Consider the following 24226-nt stretch of genomic DNA (forward strand, 5'->3'; position numbering starts at 1 on the left):
ACGGGCGTGGGGCTCGGCGGCACAAGGAAGTGGATCACTTTGTTACCGGGATGATGCACGATGCCCTCGCATCCGGGACCCATGCCGGCCGGGGCCCGTACCGACCAGGTCCCCTGCTGACCGGGACGCGCGCTGAGGAGCGCCACCCTGTTCCCGGCGCCGCGCTTCAGCGGTGGTGGGCAGGGCGGCGGCGCAGCTCGGAGCTGGTCAGGGCGGGCCTCGTGTACTCGATGTCCGCGGGGTTGAGCGTGACGCCGGGCGCGACGATCTCGTCGATGCGGTCGAGGACCTCGTCGTCGAGCCGGAGTTCGGCCGCGGCGAGCTGGTCGGTGAGCTGCTCTGTCGTGCGGGCGCCCAGGATCACCGAGGTGACGCCCGGGTGGGTCGTCGCGAAGGCGAGTGCCAGGTGCGTCAGGGAGATTCCCGACTCGTCCGCCAGGGCCGCCAGGCGTTCGACGGCGTCGAGCTTGCGCTGATTGCCGGGCCGATCGAGGTCGAACCTGTGGGCGACGGCCTGCCGGAAGGCGTTCATCTCGATCGGCTCGCCGTGGCGGAAACGCCCCGCCAGCCAGCCGCTGTTGAGCGGGCTCCAGGTCAGTACGCCCAGCCCGTACTTCTGCGCGGTGGGCAGTACGTCGGCTTCGATGCCGCGTACGAAGACGGAGTAGGGGGGCTGCTCGGTGCGGAAGGGGATGTGGCCGCGCCGGTCGGCCGTCCACTGGGCCTCGACGAGCTGCTCCGCGGGGAAGTCCGAGGTTCCGATGGCCATGAGCTTGCCCGCGCGGACCATGTCGGACAGGACCGAAAGGGTCTCGTCGATGTCCGTGCTCGGGTCCGGCCGGTGCACCTGGTAGAGGTCGATGCGGTCGGTGCCCAGGCGGCGCAGGCTGTCGTCGACGGCCTTGGTCAGCCAACGGCGGCTGTTCCCCTGCCGGTTGGGGTCCTCGTCCTGGAAGCGGACCGGGAAGTGCCCCTTGGTGGCGAGCACGACCTCGTCGCGGCGGTCGCGTACGGCCTTGCCCACGATCTGTTCGGCCTCGCCGTTCGAGTACTGGTCGGCGGTGTCGATGAGGTTGATCCCGGCGTCCAGGGCCGTGTGGATCAGCCGCGCCGCGTCGTCGTGGTCGGCATTCCCCCACGCCCCCAGGCGCAGCGTGCCGAGCGCGAACTTGCTGACGGATATACCGGTGCGGCCGAGCTTCCTGTGCTGCATCACTGATCGCTCCTCTGTGGCGCCTCTGCCGGTAAGGCAGGGCCGCCGGTTGCAACATGTCCGACGCCATGAACCTAGAAAATGCAACACAGATGTAGCAAGTAGTAACGCCAACGGAGTGGAGATGTAGCATGTCGGCGTGACGGCGCAGAAGCACACGCAGAAGCAGAAGCAGACGGAACAGCCGGCGGCGCGGCGCCCCCTTCGGGCCGACACCGAACGGACCGTGCGGACGATCCTGGAAGCGGCCGAACGCGTCCTGGCCGTCAACCCGGCGGCCACGATGGAGCAGCTCGCGCGGGCCGCGGGCGTGGCCCGCACCACGGTGCACCGCCGGTTCGCCACCCGTGAGGCTCTGGTGGACGAGCTCACCGGCTGGGCCGCACGCCAGTTCGCGGCAGCCGTCGACTCGGCCCACCCGGATGCCGCCCCGCCGCTCGTCGCTCTCTACCAGGTCACGGTGAACGTCCTGCGGGTGAAGACCGACTGGGCGTTCGCCATGGACCGCGCGGGCGACGAGGCCCACCCCGAGGCGGCCCGCATCCATACCGAGGTCCGGGCCGCCTGCGTCAGCCTCTTCCGTCGCGCGCAGGAAGCCGGCGTGCTCCGCGCCGACATCGATCTCGACTGGACGCGGCGCGTCTACTACGCCCTCATCCACGAGGCGGCCAAGGAGGGGGCGGAAGGCGGCAGCACCGACGCGCTCGCCACCCGCGTCGTGGACACGCTGCTGCGGGGGGCCGGCACCCCGGCCGGGCTGGCGGGCCAGACAGGAATCTGACGCCGGGGCCCGAGGCAGGGGGCGAGCCCCGCAGTGCCCAACTGTCCCTCCCGGGTCGCCGTCTACTGGTCGATGAGGGCTCCGAGCGGGCCCCCTCCGGAACAGGCCCGCAACGTATCCGACAGGCTTTGCCCGCCGTTCTCCGCCGGTACTTCTGCGATTGCTTGCATCACGTCATGGACCACATCACGTTCCTCGTGGCGGTCGTCATCGTCACGGCCCTGGCCTTCGACTTCACGAACGGGTTCCACGACACGGCCAACGCGATGGCCACGTCCATCGCCACCGGGGCGCTGAAACCCCGTACGGCGGTGCTGATCAGCGGAGTCCTGAACGTCGTCGGCGCCTTCCTGTCCACCGAGGTCGCCAGGACGATCTCCGGGGGGATCGTCGACGACGCACTGGTGAGTCCGGGCATGGTCTTCGCGGGGTTGGTCGGGGCGATCCTGTGGAACCTGCTGACGTGGCTCGCCGGGCTCCCGTCGAGTTCCTCGCACGCTCTGTTCGGCGGGTTGATCGGGGCGGTCTGGGTCGGCGCGGGCGCGGACGGCGTCCATTTCGACAAGGTCCTGGAGAAGGTACTGATCCCGGCCCTCGCCTCGCCGCTCATCGCGGGCGTCGCCGCACTCGTCGCGACCTACCTCGCGTACCGGCTGACGAGCCGGGCCCGGAAGGCGACGGTCAGCACGGGTTTCCGGATCGGCCAGATCGCCTCCGCCTCCCTCGTCTCGCTCGCGCACGGCACCAACGACGCCCAGAAGACGATGGGCGTCATCACCCTCACCCTCATCTCCGCGGGCGCCCTCGGCCACGATGCGGGGCCCCCGGTGTGGGTCGTCGGCGCCGCGGGGCTCGCCATCGGCCTCGGCACCTATCTTGGCGGCTGGCGCATCATCCGCACGATGGGCAAGGGCATCACCGAGATCCAGTCCCCGCAGGGCTTCGCCGCCGAGACCGCGTCCACGACCGTGATCCTCACCTCGGCCCACCTGGGTTTCGCCCTGTCCACGACGCAGGTCGCCTCCGGCAGCATCCTCGGCGCGGGCCTGGGCCGCCGCCTCGCGGAGGTGCGCTGGAGCGTCGCCGGGCGCATGGTGGCCGGCTGGCTGATCACCCTGCCCGCCGCGGCACTCGTCGGCGGCCTCGCGGCGAGCATCGTCAAGCACGGCGGCAACACCGGCGCCGCGGTCATCGCCCTGATCGCCCTGGCCCTCGCCACCGGCATCGTCGCGCTCGCCCGCCGCAACCCGGTGCACGCGCAGAACGTCAACGACCACCACGAGGTCGCCGTCCGCACCCCGGCCCGAACGGCCGCCTGACCGCACGGAGTTCACCATGGAACTGGACTGGAGTGCCCTCGGCAAGGTCACGGCCGTCAGCTTCGGCGCGACCGTCGCCCTCGTCACCGTCTTCGCCCTCGGCGTCCTGGGCCTCTCCCAGGCCGCCACCGCCCGCGAGCGAGGCACCGGCGCGACCGTGGGGCTCGCCCAGGCAGGAGTGTGCTTCCTGGCTTGTGCGGCCGTGGTGGCGTACGGCATCTATCTGATCGTGCCGCAGTTCCACTGACGTGGGGCGTCCTGTCTCTCGGCGAGTACACCTTCGACGCCGGAGCACGCAGCCGCGTCTTCACCGGGGCACACGGGGTGCGGGCGAGATCGGCTCCTTGCCCTGGCCCGGCCGCCACGAGGCACACCAGCCGGCCGACCTCACCACCGCTTGATCGAGTAGGTGGAGCAGTACGTCGGCAGACGCCCCGGGGTTGAACGCCAGGCCCCGCAGCAGAGTTGACGCGGAGGGGTGATCAGCCGCATGCCGGCTCACGGTTTGTTCGCGAACACCCAGCGGTTGCCCGCCAGGGCATCGTTCTCCTCGGGCAGCGGACCGCGTCCGTGTCGGTGGGTGAAGTCGAAGGGCGTGTGCACCGACGTGGACCAGCCCTTGCTCGCCAGGGTGCCCGCCGAGTCGGGTCTCGGTTCCTTCGCGAACAGGTCGAGCAGGTCGATGCCGATCTGGCGGGTCGTCGCGGTGTAGAGCGGGCTGTCGCGGTAGGTCAGCAGGTCCGGTTCGAGTTTGACCTCGTACGCCAGAGCGCTGCCGGGTGTGCTGAGCCGGTCCACCGTGGCGATGAGGGACGTCTCGGCGTCGGCGGGGAGATAGAACAGCAGCCCTTCCGCCAGCCAGACGCTCGGGGCGGCCGGGTCGAACCCGGAGTCGGTGAGCGCCGTGCTCCAGTCGGCGCGGAGGTCGACCGGGACCGGTACGCGCGCCGCCTTCGCGGTGGCCCGTACTCCGTCGAGCACCTGGTGCTTGAAGGCCAGGACCTCCGCCCGGTCGATCTCGTGGACGACGGTCCCCGCGGGCCAGTCGAGCCGGAAGGCCCGCGTGTCCAACCCCGCGCCGAGCAGCACGACCTGGCGGGCGCCGGCCGTATGCACCGACTGGAGGAGGAAGTCGTCGAGGACTCGGGTCCGCAGGCCGAAGTAGCGCGCGAAACGCCCCCACAGCGGGTTCGCGTCCCCGTCCGGCGCCTCTTGCAAGCGGGTCGGCCACCCGGCGGACGCCGGCGCGGCGCGCACGAAGTGTTCGGCGAAGACGTCCTGCGCGAGGGCGTCGTGGCGGTGGGTCTCGATGGCGCGTGCGGCGGCGACCAGGAGCGCGGTCACCCCTACTCCCCCTTCGACGCCGGTGTCCTGATGCGTGGGCGCGGCCACATGTCCTCCGTTGGCGGGTGCTGTGCTCATCGGTTCCGCTCTCGCGGCAGTACGACGGGTTTGACGACGCGGCCCGCTTCGCAGTCGCGTTCGGCTTCGTTGATGTCGGCGAGGGGATAGGTACGGATGAGTTCGTGGAACGGGAACCGGCCTGCCTGCCACAGCCTGATCAGGCGCGGGATCAGCAGACCGGGAACGGCGTCGCCTTCGCAGATGTGCGAGATCGTCCTGCCGCGGTCCAGTGCCCCCGGTTCGATCGGCAAGGTGGTGTGCAGCCGTGCCACCAGGCCGAGGCGGCCGGTCGGGCGCAGGGATCGGAGCGCGGCGTTGATCAGCGCGGGGGCGGCCGTGGTGTCGAGCGCGAAGTGGGCGCCGCCGTCGGTCAGTTGGCGGACACGGGTGGGTAGGTCGGTGGTGGTGGCGGGTAGCGGTGTCGCGCCGTAGCGCTCGGCGAGGGCGAGCCGTTCGGGGTACTGGTCGACAGCGACGGTCGCCGCGCCGGAGGCGGTGGCGGCCATGACCGCCGCCAGACCGACCGCTCCCGCGCCGAAGACGGCTACGGTCTGACCGGGCCCGGCGCCGAAGGAGTTGAGGACCGCTCCGGCACCGGTGAGGAAGCCGCAGCCGAGGGGGCCGAGCAGTTCGACGGGCAGGGCGGGGTCGACCCGTACGGCGTTGCGGGCCGGGACCATCGCGTACTCGGCGAAGGACGACTGGCCGAACCAGCGGGGGGCCAGTACCTTGCCCGCCGCGTCGGTGAAGCGGGCGGCGTTCTCCTGGCGGCCTCCGAAGAGGTTCAGGGCGGCGAAGGAGTCGCAGTAGGACGGGGCGGCGTTCAGACAGTTCTGGCAGTGGCCGCAGGAGTCGTAGCTCAGGACGACATGGTCGCCCTCGCTGAGGCCGGTGTGCGGCCCGCCGGTCTCCACCACGGTTCCGGCGCCCTCGTGGCCGAGGACCGCCGGCAGCGGTGAGCGGCCCGCCGAACCCCGGACCGCGAGATCCGTACGGCACATCCCGCAGCCGGCGATCCGCACCAGGATCTCGTCGGCGGCGGGGCCCGCGTGCAGCAGCACCTCCTCGACGCCGAACCGGTCCTCGGCGGAGCGCAGGACCGCAGCGTCGAACCGCAGCGGCCTGCCGCCGGGGTTCATCGATGCCCTGCTTCGGACGCCCTCGATCCGCTGCCGAACCGTTTCGGCCCGCCGTCGAATTGTCTGCCGTCACTCCTTGTCGACATATCGTCGTTCAACCTGCGGCGACGGCGGCAGCCGCGTGTTCCCGGGCATGCCGGTCCATCTCCGCGCGGAAGGCGGCGATCAAGTGCGGTTCGATCCGGCCGGCGTTGCGGTCGCCGCCCTCGCAGACCGCCCCGCGCACGCCCACGATGTCCGTGCCGATCCGGGTCAGCGTAGCGAGGTCGGCCGCTTTCACGCTGCCCGCGAGGGCGGCGAGGAGTCCGGCCTCGTGGGCCCGGCGCACGAACTCCGCGCAGACCTCCGGCGGCACGTGGTCGAAGAGGCGCGTCCCGTCCTTGATGGCGGTGTCGAGCATGGCCGCGTCGGAGCCCGACCGCAGGGCGATGTCGGGCAGCGCGAGCGGGTTGACGCAGCCGACGCGGTGGGCGTCGGCGTAGCCGGAGGCGACGACGAAGGCGTCCGGTCTGTACTCCTTCACCGCCCGCACGACACCGCGCATCACCTCGACGGCCTGCTCGGGCGTCGTGCATCCGTAGAGCCCGACCTTGATGTAGGCGGCTCCCGAGACGGCCGCACCGAGCGCTGCCTGAGCCACGGTTCCCGGCTTGTACGGCACGTCTCCCACGGTGGCGGAGACGGGTTTGGTGGCAGGGACCGCGGCGCGGATCTCCTTGATGACCCAGGGGTAGTTCGCACCGAGTGAGCCCTCATCGGGTTTCTTCACATCGACGATGTCGAGATGTTCGGCGGCCTTCGCGCACTCGATGGCTTCCTCGACGCTGTCCGGGGAGATCAGAAGTAACAACGTGTACTCCTTTCCGCGCATCACCACATGGCCCGGGGAGCGGGCAGGGTGTGCGGACGTCTGGTGCGGTCCGCTCATCATCAGCGGCGGCCCGCGGCCACCGGTAGGGCGCGTGACGGGCGAGGGAGGTGCCACCGGCGGGGCGAGTGCGCCGTGCGCGCCGGTGCAACCGGCGCTCCGTGCCGTTCATGCCGGGGCGCCGCCAACTTCACTCGTTATGTTGAGCGGCCGCTCTTCTCGGGACGCCGGAGCCGGGCGCCCGCATAGTTGCTGCTCGGTCGGCACATAGGCCGCCTCCTGGCCGTAAGAAAGGTAGAACACACATGCGTTCCGAAGCAGTCACACGTGTGAAACTGGTCTTCACCCTGTTCGACGCCGACGGCAACGGGGTCCTGGAGGCCGACGACTTCACACTCATGAGCGACCGGGTCGCCGCGGCGGTCCCCGACGCCAGTGAGGCACGCACCCGGGCGATGCGCGCCAGTTTCCAGCAGTACTGGGAGACGCTGGTCCGGGAACTCGACGCCGACGGCGACGGCCGGATCACGTACGAGGAGTTCCAGGCGTGCGTCCTGTCGCCGGAGCGCTTCGACGGGGCCGTCGACGCGTTCGCGGCCGGCTTCGCGCACTTCGGTGACGTGGACGGCAGCGGCACCGTCACCCGGCCGGTCTTCATCGGCATGATGAGAGGCGTCGGCTTCGACCTGGCGAACATCGAGGCCCTCTTCGACGCGTTCGAGCCCGATGCCGCGGATCGGATCCGGGTGGACGTCTGGGAGGCCGAGATCAAGAACTACTACGCCCCGGACAAGGGCGGTGTGCCCGCGGACCTGTTGGCGGTCGGGTCTCCTGCCTGACCCGTCGGCGCCGCCGGGGCCGGCTGCGCGGGCACGGGCCCCGGCGGCGCCGGGCCCGTCCCCGTTGGCCCGCTTCGAACTCCCCGGAGTGTCACGACGATCAAGGGCGTGATCATCGCGTACTGCGCCGGTAAGTGAGCGCGGGTGTGCACGCGGGTGACGGGGCTATCGGGTGGGGCCGACAGAGTGGCCCAGCGCATATGGGGGGAAATGGCCCAGCGATCCGTGCCGCTCTCCTCCTAAGGTTCGAGGCGTGACCGTGGCAGCGTCCGCCCGTCAGTCCTCCGCAGCCTCCGCCGTACGCGGTGCCGGGCCGGGACGGACGTTCGGGCGCGCCGGGTCATGGCGGCCGGTCGGCCTGCGAGGGGCCGACGCCGCGCCCGTCAGGCGCGTCCCCGCCTCCTGAGTCTCCCCCTACTCAGAGGAACACCTCATGCAAGCCATCACCGTCCAGGACCGCGACGCCGGTGTCCGCGGCCTGACCCTCTCCGAGCTGCCCCACCCCCACGCCGCCGAGAACGACGTGATCGTGGAAGTCCATGCCGCCGGGTTCACCCCGGGCGAGCTGGACTGGCCGGGTACCTGGACCGACCGGGCCGGGCGTGACCGTACGCCGAGTGTGCCGGGACACGAGTTGTCCGGCGTGGTCACCGAACTGGGTTACGGCACCACCGGCCTGACCGTAGGACAGCGGGTGTTCGGGCTGACGGACTGGACCCGCAACGGCTCGCTGGCCCAGTACACGGCGGTCGAGGCCCGTAACCTCGCCCCGCTCCCGGCCGACGTCGACCACCTCACGGCCGCCGCGCTGCCGATCTCCGGGCTGACGGCCTGGCAGGGCCTCTTCGACCACGCCCACCTGGTCACCGGCCAGACCGTACTTGTCCACGGGTCCGCCGGCGGCGTCGGTTCGATCGCCGTTCAGCTGGCTCACGCGGCGGGCGCCCGGGTCATCGGGACCGGCCGCGCCGGTGACCGCGAGACCGCCCTCGGCCTGGGCGCGGACGCATACGTCGACCTCGACGCCGAGAAACTGGCGGGTGTCGGCGAGGTGGACGTGGTCTTCGACGTGATCGGTGGCGACATCCTCGAACGCTCCACCGCGCTGGTCCGCCCCGGCGGCACTCTGGTGACCATCGCCGAGCCGGTCACGGTCCACCCGCGCGACGGGCGGGCCGTCTTCTTCGTCGTCGAGCCCGACCGGGCCCGCCTGACGGAGCTTGCGCAACGTCTGCGAGACGGCCGCCTCAAGCCGATCGTCGGTGCCGTCCGGCCCTTGGCCGAGACAGCCTCGGCGTTCACTCCGGCCAAGCGCGTCCCGGGCAAGACGATCATCCGCGTCACCGAGGACTGAGTGAGCCCCACACACTCTTATCTTCCGCTTAGAACACCCTTCTAACGTCGCGCCCATGATGAATCAACGAGGTGCAGCCGGACTCGTCGTGCTCACTGCCGTGGCCCTGACGGTCCCTGCCGGGGTGGCGGTCGCGAGCCCCCTCCCCGGGGCGGCGGCCGTCGCGTCCCACGGCAAGGCGGAGGACAATCTGTACATGTCCCTCGGTTCGTTCGAGGAGGCCACGTCCGGGGCGGACCCCGAGGTGAAGGCCATGATCGACCGGGCGGACATCGGTGGCGTACAGGTGGTGGCGCCCTGGAAGGCGCTCGAGGGGAAGAAGGGGCAGTACACGTGGTCGCGCCTGGAGAGTGCCCTGAAGTATCTCCAGCAGCGGCACAAAAAGCTGTTCGTCCAGGTGCAGGACCGGTTCTTCGACGTCGCCATGAAGGACGCCGGTGTTCCGCAGTACGTGAAGGACGAGGGCGGCCTCGCGCCGACCGTCGATGAGAATCCCGACAACCCCACCAGCCATGGCGCCATGGCCGCGCAGTGGAACACCGAGGTGCGGGCGGATTTCCAGGCCATGCTCAAGGCGATGGCGCGGAAGTTCGACGGCAGGCTCGCCGGGGTGAATCTGCCGGAGACCGCCGTCGAGGTGGACACCACGGCCGATCAGACCGCGTACACCTCGGCGTCCTACATCGACGCCGAGATCGTCAACATGCGCTACGGCAAGAAGGTCTTCACCAAGACGCAGTTCATCCAGTACATCAACTTCCTGCCGGACGACGACGATCACCGGCGTATGCGGGAGATGTTAGATCTCGCCCGGGACAAGAAGATCGGCGTCGGCGGACCGGACACCCTGCCGGACCGGGAGTACCAGATGGAGAACTCCTACAAGTTCCTCCACGCGTACAAGGACGCCCTCCCCCTCGTCGCGATGGCCGTCCAGGAACCGGACATCGCCGCCACGGACCCGCGGACCGGTAAGCCGTACACCCGCGAACGGTTCACGGACTTCGCCCATGACTACCTCGGGGCGCGCCAGATGTTCTGGACCCCGGAGGCGGACTGGTTGCGGACGCCTCCGGCGTGACGCCTGCCGCCCGCTTCGTCGCCGGTGGCGGCTACCGATCGTTCGTCGCGCAGGGCGTTCGCGAAGGCGGGCGCCACCGGGTTGAAGGGGCTCTCGCTCACCGATCTGGCGCCGAGCGGGCCGATGGGGTCCGTCGTCTCCATGAAGTGGACCCCGGTGCACGGCACGTCGGCACGTCGGCGCGTTGCGGGAGGCGGTAACGGCGGAAGGCGGTGGTTGACACCTTGCCGCGTTCATCCAGGCGTACGTTCTCGAAGAGGGTGGCGCCGAGGGCCTGGGCGCCACCGCCCTCGACCTGGCCGCGGCACCGTATCGGGTTCATGACCTGGCCCGCGTCGACGGCGTGCACGCTGCGCAGGATGCGGATCTCGCCGCTGCCCGGGTCGACGGCGAGGTTGAACCACTGGGCGTTGAAGGCGACGGAGCGGGGGGCCGCCGAAGCGGCCGTCCGCCGTGCAGTCGACACCGACGGCCCGATCGTGACTCTGCCGCTGGCCCCGCCCCTGACCGAGGTCGTGCGCGCTTCACCCGCCTGCTCGGCATCGTCCTCGACGGACTGAGCGCCAGGGCCCGCGTCTGACGGCGCTCGGCGCCGGGGTGCGGGTCACGCCACTCGCGCGGGCGTGACGCCTTTGGGTGTGCCGCGCAGGTTCGCCGTCCTTGCCCCAGCCCGGCCAAGGACGGTAAAGAAACACCATGTCTGAGTTCGGCTTCACCAAGGCGTCCAAGGAGACCCTCGCGATACGGGACGCGTTGGCGGAGCGCGTGATTCAGGCGCTCCAGCGTGCGGGTGTGCCCGCCGCGCGCGAAGGAGAGTCCCTCGCGGAGGGCTGGACCGGCGCATCGGTGTCCGTGCAGCCCGATGCGGAACTGGCGTCGGCGCCCGTCTCCGTGTCCTGGCAGTGCGATCCCGAGATGGTGCGTCGGGCGGTCGACGCCCTGACGTCCGGCGATCAACAGGCCCCGATTGTCCGGTACCCCGGAATCATGGGCCTCCATATGCAGACAGCGCTCGTCAAGATCCTGTTGTCCTCAGGCGTCATCGCCACGATAGGGAACGACGTCATGAACCCGGAGCACGTACTGGTCTTTGGATCCTTCGCCGATCTGCCGCTCCCGCTCCGACCTACCTTCGGCGTGTCCCCGTAGGTGTCGCAGGCCCGGCACAAGGCCACAATCTCAAGGACAGGCCGTCAGAGACTTCCTGCCGCCTCCTGCCACGCACCCGGCCGCATCCCCACCGCCTTCTGGAAGAACACCGAGAAATTGGAGGCGTCGGGGAAGCCGAGCGCGGCGGCGCAGCGGGCGGCGGGGAGGCGATCGTGGGCGAGGAGCCGTTTGGCTTCCAAGACGATCCGGTCGGTGAGGTACGCCTTCGCCGTGCGGCCGGTGGCCCGCTGCACCGCGCGTGACAGGGTGCGGGGCGCATAGCCCAGAGCACGGGCGTAGTGGCCGGCGTCGTGATGTTCCCGGAAGTCTGCTTCCACTCTGGCGTGGAACGACCGGAACAGTGGATGCACCGGCCGCGCTGCGCAAGGGGGCGGCCGTAGCCGGGTGATGAGCGCGGAGAGCAGAAGCCGGGGCAGTTCCGCCGAGAAGGCCTCGGGTGGGGCCGACGCCTCGGCGAGGAGGTGGTGGCGCGCCATGTCGATGAACGGCCAGTCGCCGTCGGGAATCCTCCAGTGCGCGGCAAGGTCCGGGGAGGCGACGAGTTCCCGGGTCGCGGAAGTGACGGGCGCTGTCGGCACGAACAGCACGAGGTGCCCCGCCACACCGGCGATGTCGTCCCAGCGGTGCACTGCCCCGGGCGGGATCCACACTGCGGACCGCCCTTCGAGCGGATGCCGGTGGAAGTCCACCGTGACCGCGCCGCGTCCGCCGTCGACGACAGCGAGGACATGGAAGTCGGCGCGCTGCGTGTCACCGTCGTTCAGCTCGCGAAGGCGGCCGAACGTCATCGTCTCCACCGCGGCGGACGAACGTCCCGCGGGTCGGTAGGTCAGTTGCCGAATCGCGTGCACGCGTCCATTTTTCACCATCGGGCGACCAGCCACGCCGATGCCCCGCCCGGATCCGGAAGGTGCAATGAACGCAGAGGAAAAGCCCCTGGCCCACCGATCCGAGAGAGCCGCCGTGCACACGACGCCGCAAACGCTTCTGCCCGCTTACGACCATCGGCCCGGTACCGGGCCGACCCTCGTGTTCCTGCATTACTGGGGTGGATCCGCCCGGAGCTGGGACCTCGTCGTCGATCGGCTTCCCGGCCGCGCCGTGCTCACCGTCGACTTTCGCGGATGGAGCCGGTCGAGCGCCCTGCCGGGCCCCTACACGCTCGCTCAACTCACCGCCGACACGCTCGCCGTGCTCGCCGATGCGGGGATCACCGGCTACGTCCTGGTGGGGCATTCGATGGGAGGGAAGGTCGCGCAGCTGGTCGCGGCGGCCCGGCCCACCGGTCTGCGCGGCATCGTCCTCGTCGGACCGGGCCCGGCCGAGCCAGCCGCGCAGATCACCCACGAGTACCAGGAATCGTTGGCGCACGCCTATGACTCCGTCGAGTCCGTGGCCTGGGCCCGGGACCACGTCCTCACCGCGACCGAGCTGCCCGCCGCCGTCAAGGCGCAGGTCGTGACCGACTCACGAGCCGCCGCCGACGCCGCACGCGCCGAGTGGCCGCTGCACGGCATCGCGCAGGACATCACCGAGCACACGCGCGCGATCGCCGTTCCCGCCCTCGTCGTCGCCGGAGCGCGTGACCAGGTCGAGCCCGTCGACGTACTCCGCGGCAACCTGATGTCCTACCTCCCGCGCGCCGATCTCACGGTCATCCCCCGCACCGGCCACCTGATCCCGTTGGAGGCCCCGGCCGAACTCGCCGCCGCCATCGCCGCCTTCACGCCGGGCCGCTGAAAACTGAATGCCCCCTCCCCCACCCCGGTACGGCAGGCTCGAACGCATGGTGAGTCTGCGCGTCATCACGTCGGACGACTGGCCGCTGTGGCAGGAGATCCGCGTGGCCGCGCTGGGCGATACGCCGCGCGCGTTCACGGCGCGGCTCGCCGACTGGCACGACGGCGGTGCGGAGCAGTGGCGTGCCCGGTTGGCGATCCCGGGCTCGTACAACGTCGTCGCCCTGCGGGCGAAGCTGCGAGCTGGAGGAGCTGTTGCCCGGCGGCGCCACCAGGAAGCGGGTGATGATCAAGAGACTGCGGTGATCCGCGGCGCCGCCATCGGTCCTGCCGACCGCCGTCACTGGAAGAACAACGGGCACGGCATCACGCCTGCCGCAAAGCACCCGGCACAGAGTGCCCGTCTCAGAGTGCCCGCGCCGTGACCGGTCCGACGGTGAAACTGTTCCCGCACACCTCAAGCGTGCCGGGAGCGGCCGCGGACAGGGACGCGGTGTTGTTGGGCGGGTAGACCTTGACACGCGACGGCTTGGCCCAGCACTTGCCGTCCGTCACGTCGCGGTTCGGCGTCTGCACCACTGCGTGGGCACTCTGCCCCGCCTTGAGTACGACGTCCCGCACGTCGCCGTTGTGCGAACGCGTGGCGGGCTTGCCGATGCGCGCACCGGCGCTGTTGGTCACGGAGAGACCGGGGTAGCCCTTGAGGGCGCAGGTGCCGCCCGTGGTGTTGGTCAGGGTCAGGTCGAAGTACTTGCTGTTCATCTCCTGGCCCGTCGGCTTCAGAGCGACCTTCAGGTCATCGCTGGTGCAATCGCTGCCCATGCCTGGCTGCGCGGCCTTTGAGCTCCGGCCGCCGGCGGGCGACGTCGCGGTACCCGTAGCGGCACCCTTCGCCGTAGGCGCAGTCGTCCCCTGCGCCACAGGCGTACTGGAGCCGGCTGACGCGGAAGCGGGGGCGGACTCCGTGGCCGCGGCCGCCGTCGTCGGGCTCTGCGCGTTCGCGCGCTCCTGCCCGTCGCCGCTTTCGGCACCGCACGCGGTCATCGCGACCACGCCGACGGTCGCCAGGGCCGCCGCGCCCAGTCCTGCCTTCCTGTTCCCCCGTATCGCACTCGTCCTCGTCGCACTCGTCCCCATCGCGCCCGCCTTCGTCACGCCCGGCCTCCTCGCGCCCGTCCTTGCCGCGTTCCCTGTCGCATGCACCCTTGTCGCGTTCATACGGATCGCCTGTCCACCAGAGCCGCAGACATGCGCCGGTGGACCCAGCAACACCCCATACCCACCCCCTGGCCGCACTGCCCTGTCGTCCCGTGTCCGCCACAGTCATGGATGTCGGCGGACGCATTACCGACGCGGTCGCTTGCATGACACACAGCGCACACAGGGGGCAACCAGCATGTCTCGACCAGCAGTTGGCGCACGTCACGGTCTGGCCCGACGAGGATTTCTGGTCGGGGCCGCCGCCATGACAGGTACGGCACTGACGACGACGGCGTCCGCCGGCACCGCTTCCGCGGCGGGGACGGAGCCCGCAACCGGCACCGGCACCGGCACCGGCCCATTGGCCCTCACCCACGTCACCGTGATCGACGGTTCGGGCGCCCCCGCGGCCCCCGACATGACGGTCGTCATCGAGGACGGCCGCATCACCGGACTCGCCCCGAGCACACGCACCCGGCTCCGCCCGGGCACCCGTACCGTCGACCTCACAGGCAAGTACCTGATGCCGGGGCTGATCGAGGCGCATACCCACAGCGACGGCCCGGAGGCTGTGGTCCCGGCCCTGTACGTCCTCGCCGGCGTCACCTCGGTCCGGGAGATGCGAGGTCAGCCGGTGCACCACGAGTGGCGCCGGAAGATCCGCGGCGGTGCGCTGCTCGGCCCCCGCTGGGTGATCGGCAGCCCCATCGTCGACGGCCTGCCGTCGCTGTGGGCGGCCGACGTGGGCCCGACCATCGAGGTGGGCGACGCGGCCGAGGCCCGGCGGGCAGTGCGGCGGGTCAAGCGCGAGGGCGCGGACTTCGTCAAGGTGTACTCCCGCCTCTCCCGCGAGGCCTACTTCGCCATCGCTGACGAGGCACGGCGCCAGGGCCTCCCCCACCTCGGACACTGTCCCGACACGGTGCCGATCGCGGAGGCGAGCGCCGCAGGCCACCGCAGCATCGAACACCTGCACGCGCTCCTGCTGTCGATCTCTCGGCACGAGAAGGAGATACGCCGCCGCCTGGCCGCCGTACGGATCGATCCGCGCGACCCAAGCAGCCTGTCCCGGTACCACAGCTGGTTCCAGCAGGTGCATCCGCTCGAATGGCAGGCGGTGCGGGGGTACGACCGCGGGCGGGCGGACGCCCTCTTCCGGAGTCTGGCGGCGGCGGGGACCACCGTCGTGCCCACGCTCAGCGTGCACCGCACGCTGGAGCTGCCCGACGAGGTCCCGTCCCGGGCCGAGGAGTGGAAGTACCTGCCGGCCTGGCAGGTGGAGAGCTGGCCGGACCAGTTGGCGGCCCTGACCGGTGGCCGCACCCCGGAACAGCGCCGGCGGATCCGCCGGATCTTCGCCCACCGGCTCCGGCTGGTCGGCGAACTGCACGGAACGGGGGTGCGGCTGGCGGCGGGCACCGATACCGGGACCGGATACCTCGTCCCCGGCTTCGCCCTCCACGACGAACTCGCGCTGCTCGTCGCGGCCGGTCTCACCCCGGCCGACGCCCTGCGCGCGGCCACGCGGGACGCGGCCCGTACCCTCGGTCTGCCCGCTGTCGGCACGGTGGCCCCCGGCCACGCCGCCGACCTGCTCGTCCTCGACGCCGACCCGCTGCGCGACATCCGCAACACCCGCCGCATCCACGGCGTGGTCGTCGACGGCAGGTGGATCCCGCCGCAGGAGCGCCGCCACCTCCTCGCGGAGGTGGAACAGGCCGCCGCGCGAACCCCGGAGCCCGAGGCGGGAGCGGCCCTGACCGGGTGCGGCTGCGGCGGGCATCCGTGACGTGCCGCATGACTGATCCGGCGGACGGCCCGTGACGGCGCGGCCCGCGAACGGCCCCGGGCCGCGCGACCTGCGGACGGTCCCGGACGACCGGATACAGTGCGCGCGACGGCAGCAGACGCACCCGGAGGGCAAGCGTGACCGACATCAGCGAGACCCAGCCCCCCAGCAGCGCGGCGCAGCCGACCCGGCCGAGCCGCCTGGGCCGGGTTTTGCGCTTCATACCGCTCATCGCCCCGGTCCTGCTGTGGAGCGTGCCGTGCTGGCTCCTGCTCTACGCCGGCCAGCACTGGCCCACGCCCGCCACGCTGGCCGGCACCGTGCTGTTCGGGGTCGGCCTGGTCACCATGCCGCTCGCCATGATGCGCGGGCACGGACGGCGCCAGCACGACGGGGCGGCGATCGTCGGCGACACGCTGCTGGGCGTTGCCTGGGTGGTGTTCACCTGGTCCGTCGTCCTCGGCGTCCTGTTGCGGCTCGCCCTGACGGTGGCCGGCGTCGGCGCGGGGCAGGACCGGGCCCGTACCGTCACGTGGGCGGTGCTCGGCGTGGCCGTCGCGCTGCTCGTCTTCGGGTACGTCGAAGCCCGCCGGGTGCCGCGGGTGCGCCGCCTGGATGTGGAACTGCCGCGTCTGGGGGCGGGGTTGGACGGCACCCGCGTCGCGCTCATCACCGACACCCACTACGGCCCGCTCGACCGGGCCCGCTGGTCGGCGCGGGTCTGCGAGCGCGTGAACGCGCTCGAAGCCGACCTGGTCTGCCACACCGGCGACATCGCGGACGGCACGGCCGAACGCCGCCGCGCGCAGGCCGCCCCGCTCGGCACGGTACGAGCCACCCGGGCCCGCGTCTACGTCACCGGCAACCACGAGTACTACAGCGAGGCGCAGGGCTGGGTCGATCTGATGGACGAGCTGGGCTGGGAGCCACTGCGCAACCGCCACCTGCTGCTGGAACGGGGCGGGGACACCCTCGTGGTGGCCGGCGTGGACGACGTCACCGCCGAGTCTTCCGGTGTGGCCGGCCACGGCGCCCGCCTCGACGGAGCCCTGCACGGCGCCGACCCGGACCTGCCCGTCCTTCTCCTGGCGCACCAGCCCAAGTTCGTCGGCCGGGCGGCGGCGGAGGGCATCGATCTGCAGCTCTCCGGCCACACCCATGGCGGCCAGATCTGGCCCTTCCACTATTTGGTCCGCATCGACCAGCCCGCCCTCGCGGGCCTCAGCCGGCACGGCGCCCGTACCCTGCTCTACACCAGTCGCGGCACCGGTTTCTGGGGCCCGCCGTTCCGCGTCTTCGCCCCCAGCGAGATCACCCTTCTGGTCCTCCGCTCACCGCGGCGGGCCGGCTGAGCGGCACCCTCGGGCAACTCCACCCCGGGTAGCTCCACCCCCGGCGGGCCACGTCCCGGCTCGCCGGGCCCTTCCTTCAGTACGCGGACGCGCGTGCAGCCAGGCAAGGGCCGCCCCCGTCGCACCGTGCCGGCGCGGCGAAGACGGCCCTGCACTCCCCCTCGGGCCACTGCGGCACATCCCCCGCGTGGCCGCAATGAACACCGTCTCGCCCGAGCGGAGTTGCCACAAAGGCTGGCATAGACCAACAGGCAGCTGGTGGAGAATTCGCACCCTTACCGTGGGAGAAAGATGGAGCCGGGATTCTCACGCCTCCTCGCTCTGGCTCTCCTTACTCCTCGCTCCTCACGGAGTCACCGCTGGGCCCGGGCCTTCCGTGCCGCGCGTCCTGCGCCTCAAGGAGCTCGTCGCCGTGCGCAAGTGCCCAGGCTGCGAGCGCGGCCATCGGGCCCTCGACCAGGCTGCGTCCCAGAGCTGTCAGGTCGTACTCGACCCGGGGCGGTGCTTCGGCATACGCGTGACGGTCGATCAGGCCGTCGGCGAGCAGCCGGCCCAGGGTCTCGCTCAGGACCTTGTCGCTGATCCCGCCGATCGCGGCGCGCAGCTCGCGGCGGCGCAGCGCTCCCGCGCGAAGTGCCGCCAGCACCACGGGATCCCAGGTGTGGCTGAAGAGGTCGGTGGCCGCGCGCAGACGGCAGTCGGCGGCCAACTCGTAGCAGTGGCGCGTGTTCTCAGTCATCTCGTCGTCCATCATCGCGCCGTCATCGCGTACCGATCGGTGCGTAACGCCTTCCTTACTGTGACCGCGTCACTGACGACCACAGGAGAGGAAGCAAGGATGCGCATCGGGATTCTGGGAACCGGCTCGCTGGCCGCGGCCCTGGGTGCGGCCTGGTCGCGCGCCGGGCATGAGGTGTCGATCGCGGGGCGCTCATCGGCCAAGGCGGAGAAGCTCGCCGAGCGGCTGGGTCACGGCGCCCGCGCGGTCGTGCCGCGGGAGGCGGCCGTCGGGCACGACGTGGTGCTGCTCGCCGTCGCGTGGGACGGCGTCGAGGACATGCTGGGGTCGGCGGGGGCACCCGAGGGCCTGCTGGAGGGGACGCCGTTGATCGATCCCACGAACCCGGTCTCGCACGGTGTCGGCGTTCTGCTCACCGGGCCTGGCGAGTCGATGGCGCGGCGGATCGCGGGTGTGGCGCGGGGAGCGCATGTGGTGAAGGCGTTCCATCTCTTTCCCGCCGTTCAGTGGACGGGTTCGGCCGGCGCCGACCCCGGCGGCGCGACCGTGCCGATGTGCGGTGACGACGCCCCGGCGCTGCGTGTCGTCGGCGAACTGGTGCGTGACGCCGGTGGGACGCCGGCGGTACTCGGCGGACTGGACCGGGCCCGCCAGCTGGAGGAGGTGGCGGGCTTCGTCATCGGCCTGGCCTTCGCAGGGATCGACCCCAACGCAGCGATACCCCGCGTGCCCGCGAAGGCCGCGACGGAGTGACTGGCTGCCGGCAGCAGTCAGCGTGGAGTGCGAAGTCCGTCGTCGATCGAGCGTCCGGCTGCGCACACCTCTCCGTACGCAGGTGGAGCGGAGCCGCCCTCAGAGCTGAGTGGCGCCGCCGTCGACGAACAGCTCCGCGCCCGTGGTGAAGGAACTCTGGTCACCGGCCAGGTAGAGGGCCGTGGCGGCGACCTCGTCGGGGTGGCCGGCGCGTCCCAGCGGGGTCGGCGCGACGGGTTCCGCCGCCGCGTGCCGGCCGTCCTGGGGGAACGCCGCCCGCAGTTCGTCACCACCGGGAGTCGTGACGGGCCCGGGCGTGAGCGCGTTGACCCGGATCCCGCGGTCGGCCAGTTCCGCGGCCCAGGTGCGGGCCAGGCTGCGGATCGCGGCCTTCGTGGCGGCGTAGACACCGAGCCCCGGGGCGGCACGCAGGGCGGCGCTGGAGGAGAGGAGGAGCACCGAGGCGCCCGGCGAGAGCAGGGGCAGCGCCTTTTGCACGGTGAAGATCGTGCCCTTGAGATTGACGGAGGTGGTGCGTTCGTACTCCTCCTCCGTGATCTCGCCGAGAGGGCCGTAGTCGCCGACACCGGCGTTGGCGACGACGATGTCGAGACGGCCGCCGCGCTCCCGGATCCCGGCGAACAGCCGGTCGAGGTCGTCGAGGTGTGACACGTCGCCCTGGACGCCGATGGCGCGGTCACCGATCTGGGCGACGGCGGCGTCCAGTTCGGCCTTGCGGCGCCCGGTCAGGTGGACCGTCGCTCCCTCGGCGGCGAACCGGCGCGCGATGGCCAGGCCGATGCCGGTAGATCCGCCGGTCACCAGTGCGGTCTTGTTGTCCAGCTGCCCCATGACGTTCTCTCCATCCTCGACGTAACTTCTCTTGTTACATTTACGTCCACAAAAACGTCGCCCCGCTCCCCCGAGGGGTCGGTCAGGCGGCGTCGAGCACGTCCCGCAGGACGTCCTCCAGCGTGGTTCTCGCCAGCTCCCGGCGGAGCACGGCCTCGACCTCTCCGTAGACACAGGTCAGCGCGGGGCCGATACCACGACCCACCACGCATTCGGGGTCGGGCGTGGAGCGGTGCAGCGCAAAGATCGGGCCCGGCTCGATCGCCTCGTAGACGTCGAGCAGGGTGACCTCCTTCAGCTCCCGCGAAAGCGTCCACCCGGCCCCGGCGCCGCGCCGCGAGTCGACGAGGCCGGCCCGGCGCAGCTCGGACAGGAGGCGGCGGATCACCACCGGGTTGGTGGTGACGCTCGCCGCGATCTGCTCGGAGGTGGCGACGTCGTGCCCCCGGCGCTGGTACAGCCCGATCCACGTCAGGGCGTGCGCGGCGATGGTCAGCCTGCTGTTGGCGCTCATGCCCACCTCACTCCCTGCGACCGCCTTGGACGTAACGATAGTTGTTACATCGGCTGGCGGCAAGTCGTGTCGGACCGGCAGGCTCAGAGGCCGGCGCGATGCCGTTTGCTCAGTATTTGCTCAATTGGCTTTCCGGGCGGCGGTTCCCCCGCGATGATCAAGCAGCGGGTGACCGCTCCGGACGACGATGACGAGGGGGACAGATGGCCAAAGCAGTGCGCGTCTCGCTGGGTGACATGTGGATCACCTGCCAGGTCTGCAAGCACGACGTCTTCCGCGAGCGCGGGGTGAAGCTCAACAGCACGGGTGGCGAGTTCTTCAAGGTGGCCTGGGCGGACGAGACCGCCACCGGGCTGATCTGCATGCGGTGCGGCTACGTGCAACTCTTCGCCAACCGCCAGCTCCAGCTGCATCGCGCCGACGACTGAGGGACCGACGGCTGAGGGACCGAAGACCTGCCGCGGTACCCACCCGAGTGCGCGGGCGCCCCGAGCGGCTTCGGCTTCAGGCGGCGGCTCCCGGGCGCCCCGCCCTGGCGGAGCCGGAGCTGCGCAGCAGCGCCGACGGTACGTAGTCCGCGCTGCGGGACGGCGCCGGGTACTGCAGATGGGCGAGCCGCGTCTGTTCCTGACGCATGTACATGAACGACTCCAGGATGTACCCGACCAGCAGCACGAGCACCGCGATGATCATGATGGCGGCGGCCAGCACGGCGGTCGGAATGCGCGGCACGACGCCGGTGCGGGCGAACTCGACGACCACCGGAAGCCCGAGCGCGAGGGAGACGGCGGCGAGCAGACCGGCGATGACCGAGTGGAACAGCGCGGGGCGCTGGCGGCGGGCGAGCCCCAGGATGAGCTTGAGGATGCGCCAGCCGTCGCGGTAGGTACGCAGTTTGCTGGCGCTGCCGGTCGGGCGGTCCTTGAACCCGACCCCGATCTCGGCGGTGGGCAGCCGCAGACTGAGCGCGTGGACCGTCATCTCGGTCTCGGTCTCGAACTCCCGCGACAGGGCGGGGAAGGACTTGACGTAGCGGCGGGAGAAGACGCGGTAGCCGCTGAGCATGTCGCTGACGTCGTTGCCGAAGAGCGTGCGCACGGCGCCGGTGAGCAGCTTGTTGCCGACCTCGTGTCCGGCCCGGTAGGCGGTGTCGACGGTCTGGCGCCGGGCGCCGACCACCTGGTCGTAGGGGCCTTCGAAGAGCAGGTCGACCATTTCCCGGGCGCGCGCGGCGTCGTAGGTGTCGTCGCCGTCGATGATCAGGAGCGCGTCGGCCTCGACGTCCGCGAAGGCGCGGCGGATGACGTTGCCCTTGCCCTTGCGCGGTTCGTGACGCACGATCGCCCCGGCCTTGAGCGCCTCGGTGACGGTGCCGTCCGTGGAGGCGTTGTCGTAGACGTAGATGACCGCCTCGGGCAGGGCGGCGCGCAGGTCGCGGACGACCTGGCCCACCGCCGTCTCCTCGTTGTAGCAGGGCACGACACAGGCGACCGTCGGGCTCATGGGCGGGTTTCCCTTCGCGTACGATTGATCACTGGTGATTATGTCTGATTTGTCCCTTTTCTTCGACTTCACTTAGGTTCGTAGAGTGCTGCAGCGGGCGACGTGGGATCTCCGGGTCATCGAGTGGGTGCGCAACATCTGGCGGGAGGCCGCGGCCTTCGGCGTGGTCGGCGCGGTCGCCTTCGTGGTGGAGTTCGCCGCGTTCAACGTGCTGATCTCCGGTACGCCGTTCTCCCGCGACGGGGTGCTGCGCTCGGCACCCGTCGCCGCGTCGGCCCTGGCCACCGGGGTCGCGATGGCCGTCAGCTGGTGGGGGAACCGGCACTGGACCTACCGGGACCACAAGCACGGCGCGACCCGGCGCGAGGTGGCCTGGTTCGTCGGCATCAATCTGGCCGGGCTCGCCATCACCGCGGCCCCGGTCTACGTCGCGCACGAGCTGCTCGGCCTCGACTCGGCGTGGAGCGACAACGCGGCCCGCCTCGTCGGCTGGGCGGCGGCGACGGGGCTGCGGTTCGCCGTGTACCGCACCCGGGTGTTCGCCGGGCCGGGTCCGGACGGGTCCGGCGGGCTGAGTCCGGTCGGCGCGGAAGGAGCCGCCGCATCGGCATCGGAGGAGTCCGCGCCGCGCTCGGTCCGGCCGCGCTGGCCGTGGTGGCTGGCAGCGCTCGCCGCGCTCTGCGGTTACGCCGTGTCCACCGTCTTCCACCCCGGATACCTCAGCCCGGACAGCGCCGACCAGCTCCTCCAGGCACTGCGGGAGCGACCGGTGACCGACTGGCATCCGCCGGTGATGGTGGTGGTGTGGCGGGTGCTGATCCAGGTCACCGGCGCCATGTCCGCGATGGCCGCGCTCCAGGCCGCGGTCCTGTGGGGAGCACTGTGGGCCCTGGCGGTGGCCCTCTGGCGCAGGACCGGCAGCCGCAGTCTCTCGCTGGCCGTCCTGGCCATCGGTCTCGCGCCGCACGTCGTGAACCTCACGGGCGTGGTGTGGAAGGACGTCCACATGGCGTACGCGCTGCTCGCGGCCTGCGCGCTCGCGCTCGTCGCGCGGGAGGTGCCGCAGGGCCGGCGCAACGGCGTCCGCTGGACGCTGCTCGCCGTGGGCGTGCTGTTCCTCGCCTATGCCGTACTGGTCCGCAAGAACGGAATCCTGGCCGTCGTCCCCGTCTTCGTCCTGCTGGTGCTCGCGACCCGGCCCGCCGCGCGCAGCCGTCGCCGCCGGTGGCTCGTCGCCACGGGCCTGTTCGCCGCGGTCACCCTGGCCGGGAGTGTGGCCGTGTCCGCGGCCACCGCGCCGGTGGCCACGCGCCAGTACGCGCAGATCCCGCTGGACGATCTCGTCCATGTGCTCACGCCCGGCCAGGTACGCGCCGCGGCCCGGCAGGCCGGCGCGAGCCCGGACCTCCGGGCCCGGCTGGGCACCGCCGCCGAGCGGTGCCAGGCCCGGGACATCGCCAGCGACGCCTACTTCCGCTGCTACCCGCGCCAACCCTCGCTCGGCCCCACGGAACTCGGCCGCCACGCAGACGTCGTCGTCCGGATGTGGACCCAGCAGATGCCCGAGCACGCGGCGGGCTACGCGAAGTACCGAGTGCGGGTCTTCGCCAAACTCCTTTTCCAGGGCAACCAGGAGTTCCAGCACGGCACCACCACGGCCGCCCGGAACATCCCCGCGGTGGCGAGCGCCCCGGTCGACAGACAGCTCGGCGCCATGCTCCAGAGCTACGTCACCGGGTTCGTGCGCGACGTCCCGGTCCTCTTCCAGGGCTGGTTCTGGCTGGCCCTGTCCCTGGTGCTCGCGCTACGCCGTCACCGGCCCGGCCCCTACGCGCGTGAGGTCCGCCTGCTCGGCGCGAGCGGCGCCCTGTACATCCTGGCCTACCTGCCCACCGCGCCCGAATCCAACTACCGCTACGTGTACTGGCCCGCCCTCGCCGGGACCCTCGCGCTCCTCCTCGTCCTGGCCGGGTTCGTCATGCGGCGCAAGGAGATGCGGGCGAGCAGCCGGTAGCCGCTCGGATCGCGGGCGTAAGGCTCCCCCGGCCGGGGTCTTCCCGCGTCCGGGACAGCGGTCTGATCCCGTACCGCATCTTGCCCGGCGCACCAGCGCCGCTTTACCTTACTTCGAAGTAAGTTTACTACTGAGTAAGGGGATTGACCTTGACCGCCTATCAGACCGTCCTGGTCGGCACGGACGGCTCCGAGTCGTCGTTCACCGCCGTCGCGAGCGCGGCCCGGCTCGCGGCCGCCTGCAAGGCAGAACTCGTCGTCGTCTGTGCCTACTCTCCGATGCGTGACACCGAACTCGCGGTGGCCCAGGACCAACTGGGGCGCGAGGCATATCAGGTGGTGGGGTCGGCACCGGCCGAGGACACCCTGCGCACCGCGGCCGACAGAGCGCGGGCACACGGTGTGGCGGCGGTGCGGTCCGTCGCGGTGCAGGACGAGCCCGTCGCGGCCCTGGTGCGCACCGCCCGCGAGTGCGCGGCCGACCTCGTCGTCGTCGGGAACCGGGGACTGCGCTCGCTCGCCGGACGCATCCTCGGCTCGGTGCCCTCGGAGATCGCCAGGAAGGCCGGGCTCGACGTGCTGATCGTGCACACCACGTGAGTGC

25 protein-coding genes and 1 pseudogene are annotated in these 24226 nt (G+C 71.2%); 15 read left to right on the plus strand and 11 right to left on the minus strand.

Features of this window, described 5'->3' with window-relative positions; translation table 11 throughout:
- Positions 1-166 precede the first annotated feature (166 nt).
- A complete protein-coding gene (locus tag ABZY33_RS06560) occupies positions 167-1213 on the minus strand; it encodes an aldo/keto reductase (protein ID WP_356490362.1) in 1047 nt (348 codons plus the stop codon).
- Positions 1214-1352: 139 nt separating this feature from the next.
- On the opposite strand from ABZY33_RS06560, the gene ABZY33_RS06565 reads away from it, so the two are divergent.
- From ABZY33_RS06565 to ABZY33_RS06575, 3 genes are all read left to right on the plus strand, one after another.
- Positions 1353-1994 (plus strand): TetR/AcrR family transcriptional regulator, encoded by a 642-nt coding sequence (locus ABZY33_RS06565; RefSeq protein WP_356490363.1) that lies wholly within the window; start codon positions 1353-1355, stop codon positions 1992-1994.
- Positions 1995-2170: 176 nt separating this feature from the next.
- The gene (locus ABZY33_RS06570; protein ID WP_356490364.1) at positions 2171-3313 is read left to right on the plus strand and encodes an inorganic phosphate transporter; all 1143 of its coding nucleotides are present in this window, start codon (positions 2171-2173) and stop codon (positions 3311-3313) included.
- A gap of 16 nt (positions 3314-3329) precedes the next feature.
- A complete protein-coding gene (locus ABZY33_RS06575; RefSeq protein WP_356490365.1) occupies positions 3330-3560 on the plus strand; it encodes a hypothetical protein in 231 nt (76 codons plus the stop codon).
- 251 nt (positions 3561-3811) lie between these two features.
- On the opposite strand, the gene ABZY33_RS06580 is transcribed toward ABZY33_RS06575, so the two are convergent.
- The 3 genes from ABZY33_RS06580 to ABZY33_RS06590 all read right to left on the minus strand — a co-directional run bounded on the left by ABZY33_RS06580 (position 3812) and on the right by ABZY33_RS06590 (position 6727).
- Entirely contained in the window at positions 3812-4735 is a 924-nt protein-coding gene (locus ABZY33_RS06580; protein ID WP_356490366.1) for a class I SAM-dependent methyltransferase, read from the minus strand.
- On the minus strand, positions 4732-5835 hold the full coding sequence (locus ABZY33_RS06585; RefSeq protein ID WP_356490466.1) for an NAD(P)-dependent alcohol dehydrogenase: 1104 nt from the start codon (positions 5833-5835) through the stop codon (positions 4732-4734). The genes ABZY33_RS06580 and ABZY33_RS06585 overlap by 4 nt, the downstream gene beginning before the upstream one ends.
- A 115-nt stretch (positions 5836-5950) precedes the next feature.
- Positions 5951-6727 (minus strand): (5-formylfuran-3-yl)methyl phosphate synthase, encoded by a 777-nt coding sequence (locus ABZY33_RS06590; RefSeq protein ID WP_356490367.1) that lies wholly within the window; start codon positions 6725-6727, stop codon positions 5951-5953.
- Between the two features lie 302 nt (positions 6728-7029).
- On the opposite strand from ABZY33_RS06590, the gene ABZY33_RS06595 reads away from it, so the two are divergent.
- The 3 genes from ABZY33_RS06595 (at position 7030) to ABZY33_RS06605 (ending at position 9998) form a co-directional block, all read left to right on the plus strand.
- Positions 7030-7563 carry an EF-hand domain-containing protein gene (locus ABZY33_RS06595; protein WP_356490368.1) on the plus strand — a complete coding sequence of 178 codons (534 nt, stop codon included), beginning with the start codon at positions 7030-7032 and terminating at the stop codon, positions 7561-7563.
- Positions 7564-7996: 433 nt separating this feature from the next.
- Positions 7997-8917 (plus strand): NADP-dependent oxidoreductase, encoded by a 921-nt coding sequence (locus ABZY33_RS06600; protein ID WP_356490369.1) that lies wholly within the window; start codon positions 7997-7999, stop codon positions 8915-8917.
- A 55-nt stretch (positions 8918-8972) separates the two neighbouring features.
- A complete protein-coding gene (locus ABZY33_RS06605) occupies positions 8973-9998 on the plus strand; it encodes a hypothetical protein (protein ID WP_356490370.1) in 1026 nt (341 codons plus the stop codon).
- 44 nt (positions 9999-10042) lie between these two features.
- Here the strand turns inward: ABZY33_RS06605 and ABZY33_RS06610 are convergent.
- Positions 10043-10471 (minus strand): annotated as a pseudogene (locus ABZY33_RS06610) (molybdopterin cofactor-binding domain-containing protein); the annotation flags it as partial.
- A gap of 223 nt (positions 10472-10694) precedes the next feature.
- Between ABZY33_RS06610 and ABZY33_RS06615 the strand changes: the two are divergent.
- On the plus strand, positions 10695-11147 hold the full coding sequence (locus ABZY33_RS06615; RefSeq protein ID WP_356490371.1) for a hypothetical protein: 453 nt from the start codon (positions 10695-10697) through the stop codon (positions 11145-11147).
- A gap of 44 nt (positions 11148-11191) precedes the next feature.
- On the opposite strand, the gene ABZY33_RS06620 is transcribed toward ABZY33_RS06615, so the two are convergent.
- On the minus strand, positions 11192-11956 hold the full coding sequence (locus ABZY33_RS06620; RefSeq protein ID WP_356490372.1) for a helix-turn-helix transcriptional regulator: 765 nt from the start codon (positions 11954-11956) through the stop codon (positions 11192-11194).
- Positions 11957-12131: 175 nt separating this feature from the next.
- On the opposite strand from ABZY33_RS06620, the gene ABZY33_RS06625 reads away from it, so the two are divergent.
- Positions 12132-12908, plus strand: a complete 777-nt coding sequence (locus tag ABZY33_RS06625) for an alpha/beta hydrolase (protein WP_356490467.1) — start codon at positions 12132-12134, stop codon at positions 12906-12908.
- Positions 12909-12954: 46 nt separating this feature from the next.
- Positions 12955-13332 carry a GNAT family N-acetyltransferase gene (locus ABZY33_RS06630; RefSeq protein ID WP_356490373.1) on the plus strand — a complete coding sequence of 126 codons (378 nt, stop codon included), beginning with the start codon at positions 12955-12957 and terminating at the stop codon, positions 13330-13332.
- Here the strand turns inward: ABZY33_RS06630 and ABZY33_RS06635 are convergent.
- The gene (locus ABZY33_RS06635) at positions 13313-13729 is read right to left on the minus strand and encodes a DUF4232 domain-containing protein (RefSeq protein WP_356490374.1); all 417 of its coding nucleotides are present in this window, start codon (positions 13727-13729) and stop codon (positions 13313-13315) included. The genes ABZY33_RS06630 and ABZY33_RS06635 overlap by 20 nt on opposite strands.
- Positions 13730-14372: 643 nt before the next feature.
- Between ABZY33_RS06635 and ABZY33_RS06640 the strand changes: the two genes are divergently transcribed.
- Together ABZY33_RS06640 and ABZY33_RS06645 are read left to right on the plus strand one after the other, a co-directional pair.
- Complete coding sequence (locus tag ABZY33_RS06640) at positions 14373-15896, plus strand: amidohydrolase family protein (protein WP_356490375.1); 1524 nt, start codon at positions 14373-14375, stop codon at positions 15894-15896.
- A gap of 137 nt (positions 15897-16033) precedes the next feature.
- Positions 16034-17248, plus strand: coding sequence for a metallophosphoesterase (locus tag ABZY33_RS06645; protein WP_356490376.1), 1215 nt, complete (start codon positions 16034-16036; stop codon positions 17246-17248).
- 331 nt (positions 17249-17579) lie between these two features.
- On the opposite strand, the gene ABZY33_RS06650 is transcribed toward ABZY33_RS06645, so the two are convergent.
- Positions 17580-17987 carry a helix-turn-helix domain-containing protein gene (locus ABZY33_RS06650; RefSeq protein ID WP_356490377.1) on the minus strand — a complete coding sequence of 136 codons (408 nt, stop codon included), beginning with the start codon at positions 17985-17987 and terminating at the stop codon, positions 17580-17582.
- A 99-nt stretch (positions 17988-18086) separates the two neighbouring features.
- Between ABZY33_RS06650 and ABZY33_RS06655 the strand changes: the two genes are divergently transcribed.
- Positions 18087-18740 (plus strand): NAD(P)-binding domain-containing protein, encoded by a 654-nt coding sequence (locus ABZY33_RS06655; RefSeq protein ID WP_356490378.1) that lies wholly within the window; start codon positions 18087-18089, stop codon positions 18738-18740.
- Between the two features lie 99 nt (positions 18741-18839).
- Here ABZY33_RS06655 and ABZY33_RS06660 read toward each other — a convergent pair whose 3' ends face one another.
- Together ABZY33_RS06660 and ABZY33_RS06665 are read right to left on the minus strand one after the other, a co-directional pair.
- Positions 18840-19592 (minus strand): glucose 1-dehydrogenase, encoded by a 753-nt coding sequence (locus tag ABZY33_RS06660; protein WP_356490379.1) that lies wholly within the window; start codon positions 19590-19592, stop codon positions 18840-18842.
- A gap of 82 nt (positions 19593-19674) precedes the next feature.
- Complete coding sequence (locus ABZY33_RS06665) at positions 19675-20106, minus strand: Rrf2 family transcriptional regulator (protein WP_356490380.1); 432 nt, start codon at positions 20104-20106, stop codon at positions 19675-19677.
- Positions 20107-20309: 203 nt separating this feature from the next.
- Here ABZY33_RS06665 and ABZY33_RS06670 point away from each other — a divergent pair, with 203 nt between their 5' ends.
- The gene (locus ABZY33_RS06670; protein ID WP_356490381.1) at positions 20310-20534 is read left to right on the plus strand and encodes a hypothetical protein; all 225 of its coding nucleotides are present in this window, start codon (positions 20310-20312) and stop codon (positions 20532-20534) included.
- 76 nt (positions 20535-20610) lie between these two features.
- Here the strand turns inward: ABZY33_RS06670 and ABZY33_RS06675 are convergent, their stop codons facing one another.
- Positions 20611-21609 carry a glycosyltransferase family 2 protein gene (locus tag ABZY33_RS06675; protein WP_356490382.1) on the minus strand — a complete coding sequence of 333 codons (999 nt, stop codon included), beginning with the start codon at positions 21607-21609 and terminating at the stop codon, positions 20611-20613.
- Between the two features lie 85 nt (positions 21610-21694).
- Between ABZY33_RS06675 and ABZY33_RS06680 the strand changes: the two genes are divergently transcribed.
- On the plus strand, positions 21695-23623 hold the full coding sequence (locus ABZY33_RS06680; RefSeq protein ID WP_356490383.1) for a GtrA family protein: 1929 nt from the start codon (positions 21695-21697) through the stop codon (positions 23621-23623).
- A 149-nt stretch (positions 23624-23772) separates the two neighbouring features.
- Positions 23773-24222, plus strand: coding sequence for a universal stress protein (locus ABZY33_RS06685; RefSeq protein ID WP_356490384.1), 450 nt, complete (start codon positions 23773-23775; stop codon positions 24220-24222).
- The last annotated feature ends 4 nt before the right edge of the window (positions 24223-24226 follow it).

Origin of the sequence: Streptomyces sp. NPDC006552 (assembly GCF_040611655.1) — a bacterium.
Taxonomy (GTDB): domain Bacteria; phylum Actinomycetota; class Actinomycetes; order Streptomycetales; family Streptomycetaceae; genus Streptomyces.

What these genes read in the sequence shown, in the direction of transcription:
- ABZY33_RS06560 (WP_356490362.1), bottom strand. Translation starts at nt 1,213, where the DNA reads ATGCAGCACAGGAAGCTCGGCCGCACCGGTATATCCGTCAGCAAGTTC.
- ABZY33_RS06570 (WP_356490364.1), top strand. Translation starts at nt 2,171, where the DNA reads ATGGACCACATCACGTTCCTCGTGGCGGTCGTCATCGTCACGGCCCTG.
- ABZY33_RS06575 (WP_356490365.1), top strand. Translation starts at nt 3,330, where the DNA reads ATGGAACTGGACTGGAGTGCCCTCGGCAAGGTCACGGCCGTCAGCTTC.
- ABZY33_RS06580 (WP_356490366.1), bottom strand. Translation starts at nt 4,735, where the DNA reads ATGAGCACAGCACCCGCCAACGGAGGACATGTGGCCGCGCCCACGCAT.
- ABZY33_RS06590 (WP_356490367.1), bottom strand. Translation starts at nt 6,727, where the DNA reads ATGCGCGGAAAGGAGTACACGTTGTTACTTCTGATCTCCCCGGACAGC.
- ABZY33_RS06595 (WP_356490368.1), top strand. Translation starts at nt 7,030, where the DNA reads ATGCGTTCCGAAGCAGTCACACGTGTGAAACTGGTCTTCACCCTGTTC.
- ABZY33_RS06600 (WP_356490369.1), top strand. Translation starts at nt 7,997, where the DNA reads ATGCAAGCCATCACCGTCCAGGACCGCGACGCCGGTGTCCGCGGCCTG.
- ABZY33_RS06605 (WP_356490370.1), top strand. Translation starts at nt 8,973, where the DNA reads ATGATGAATCAACGAGGTGCAGCCGGACTCGTCGTGCTCACTGCCGTG.
- ABZY33_RS06615 (WP_356490371.1), top strand. Translation starts at nt 10,695, where the DNA reads ATGTCTGAGTTCGGCTTCACCAAGGCGTCCAAGGAGACCCTCGCGATA.
- ABZY33_RS06620 (WP_356490372.1), bottom strand. Translation starts at nt 11,956, where the DNA reads ATGACGTTCGGCCGCCTTCGCGAGCTGAACGACGGTGACACGCAGCGC.
- ABZY33_RS06630 (WP_356490373.1), top strand. Translation starts at nt 12,955, where the DNA reads ATGGTGAGTCTGCGCGTCATCACGTCGGACGACTGGCCGCTGTGGCAG.
- ABZY33_RS06635 (WP_356490374.1), bottom strand. Translation starts at nt 13,729, where the DNA reads ATGGGCAGCGATTGCACCAGCGATGACCTGAAGGTCGCTCTGAAGCCG.
- ABZY33_RS06640 (WP_356490375.1), top strand. Translation starts at nt 14,373, where the DNA reads ATGACAGGTACGGCACTGACGACGACGGCGTCCGCCGGCACCGCTTCC.
- ABZY33_RS06650 (WP_356490377.1), bottom strand. Translation starts at nt 17,987, where the DNA reads ATGACTGAGAACACGCGCCACTGCTACGAGTTGGCCGCCGACTGCCGT.
- ABZY33_RS06655 (WP_356490378.1), top strand. Translation starts at nt 18,087, where the DNA reads ATGCGCATCGGGATTCTGGGAACCGGCTCGCTGGCCGCGGCCCTGGGT.
- ABZY33_RS06660 (WP_356490379.1), bottom strand. Translation starts at nt 19,592, where the DNA reads ATGGGGCAGCTGGACAACAAGACCGCACTGGTGACCGGCGGATCTACC.
- ABZY33_RS06665 (WP_356490380.1), bottom strand. Translation starts at nt 20,106, where the DNA reads ATGAGCGCCAACAGCAGGCTGACCATCGCCGCGCACGCCCTGACGTGG.
- ABZY33_RS06670 (WP_356490381.1), top strand. Translation starts at nt 20,310, where the DNA reads ATGGCCAAAGCAGTGCGCGTCTCGCTGGGTGACATGTGGATCACCTGC.
- ABZY33_RS06675 (WP_356490382.1), bottom strand. Translation starts at nt 21,609, where the DNA reads ATGAGCCCGACGGTCGCCTGTGTCGTGCCCTGCTACAACGAGGAGACG.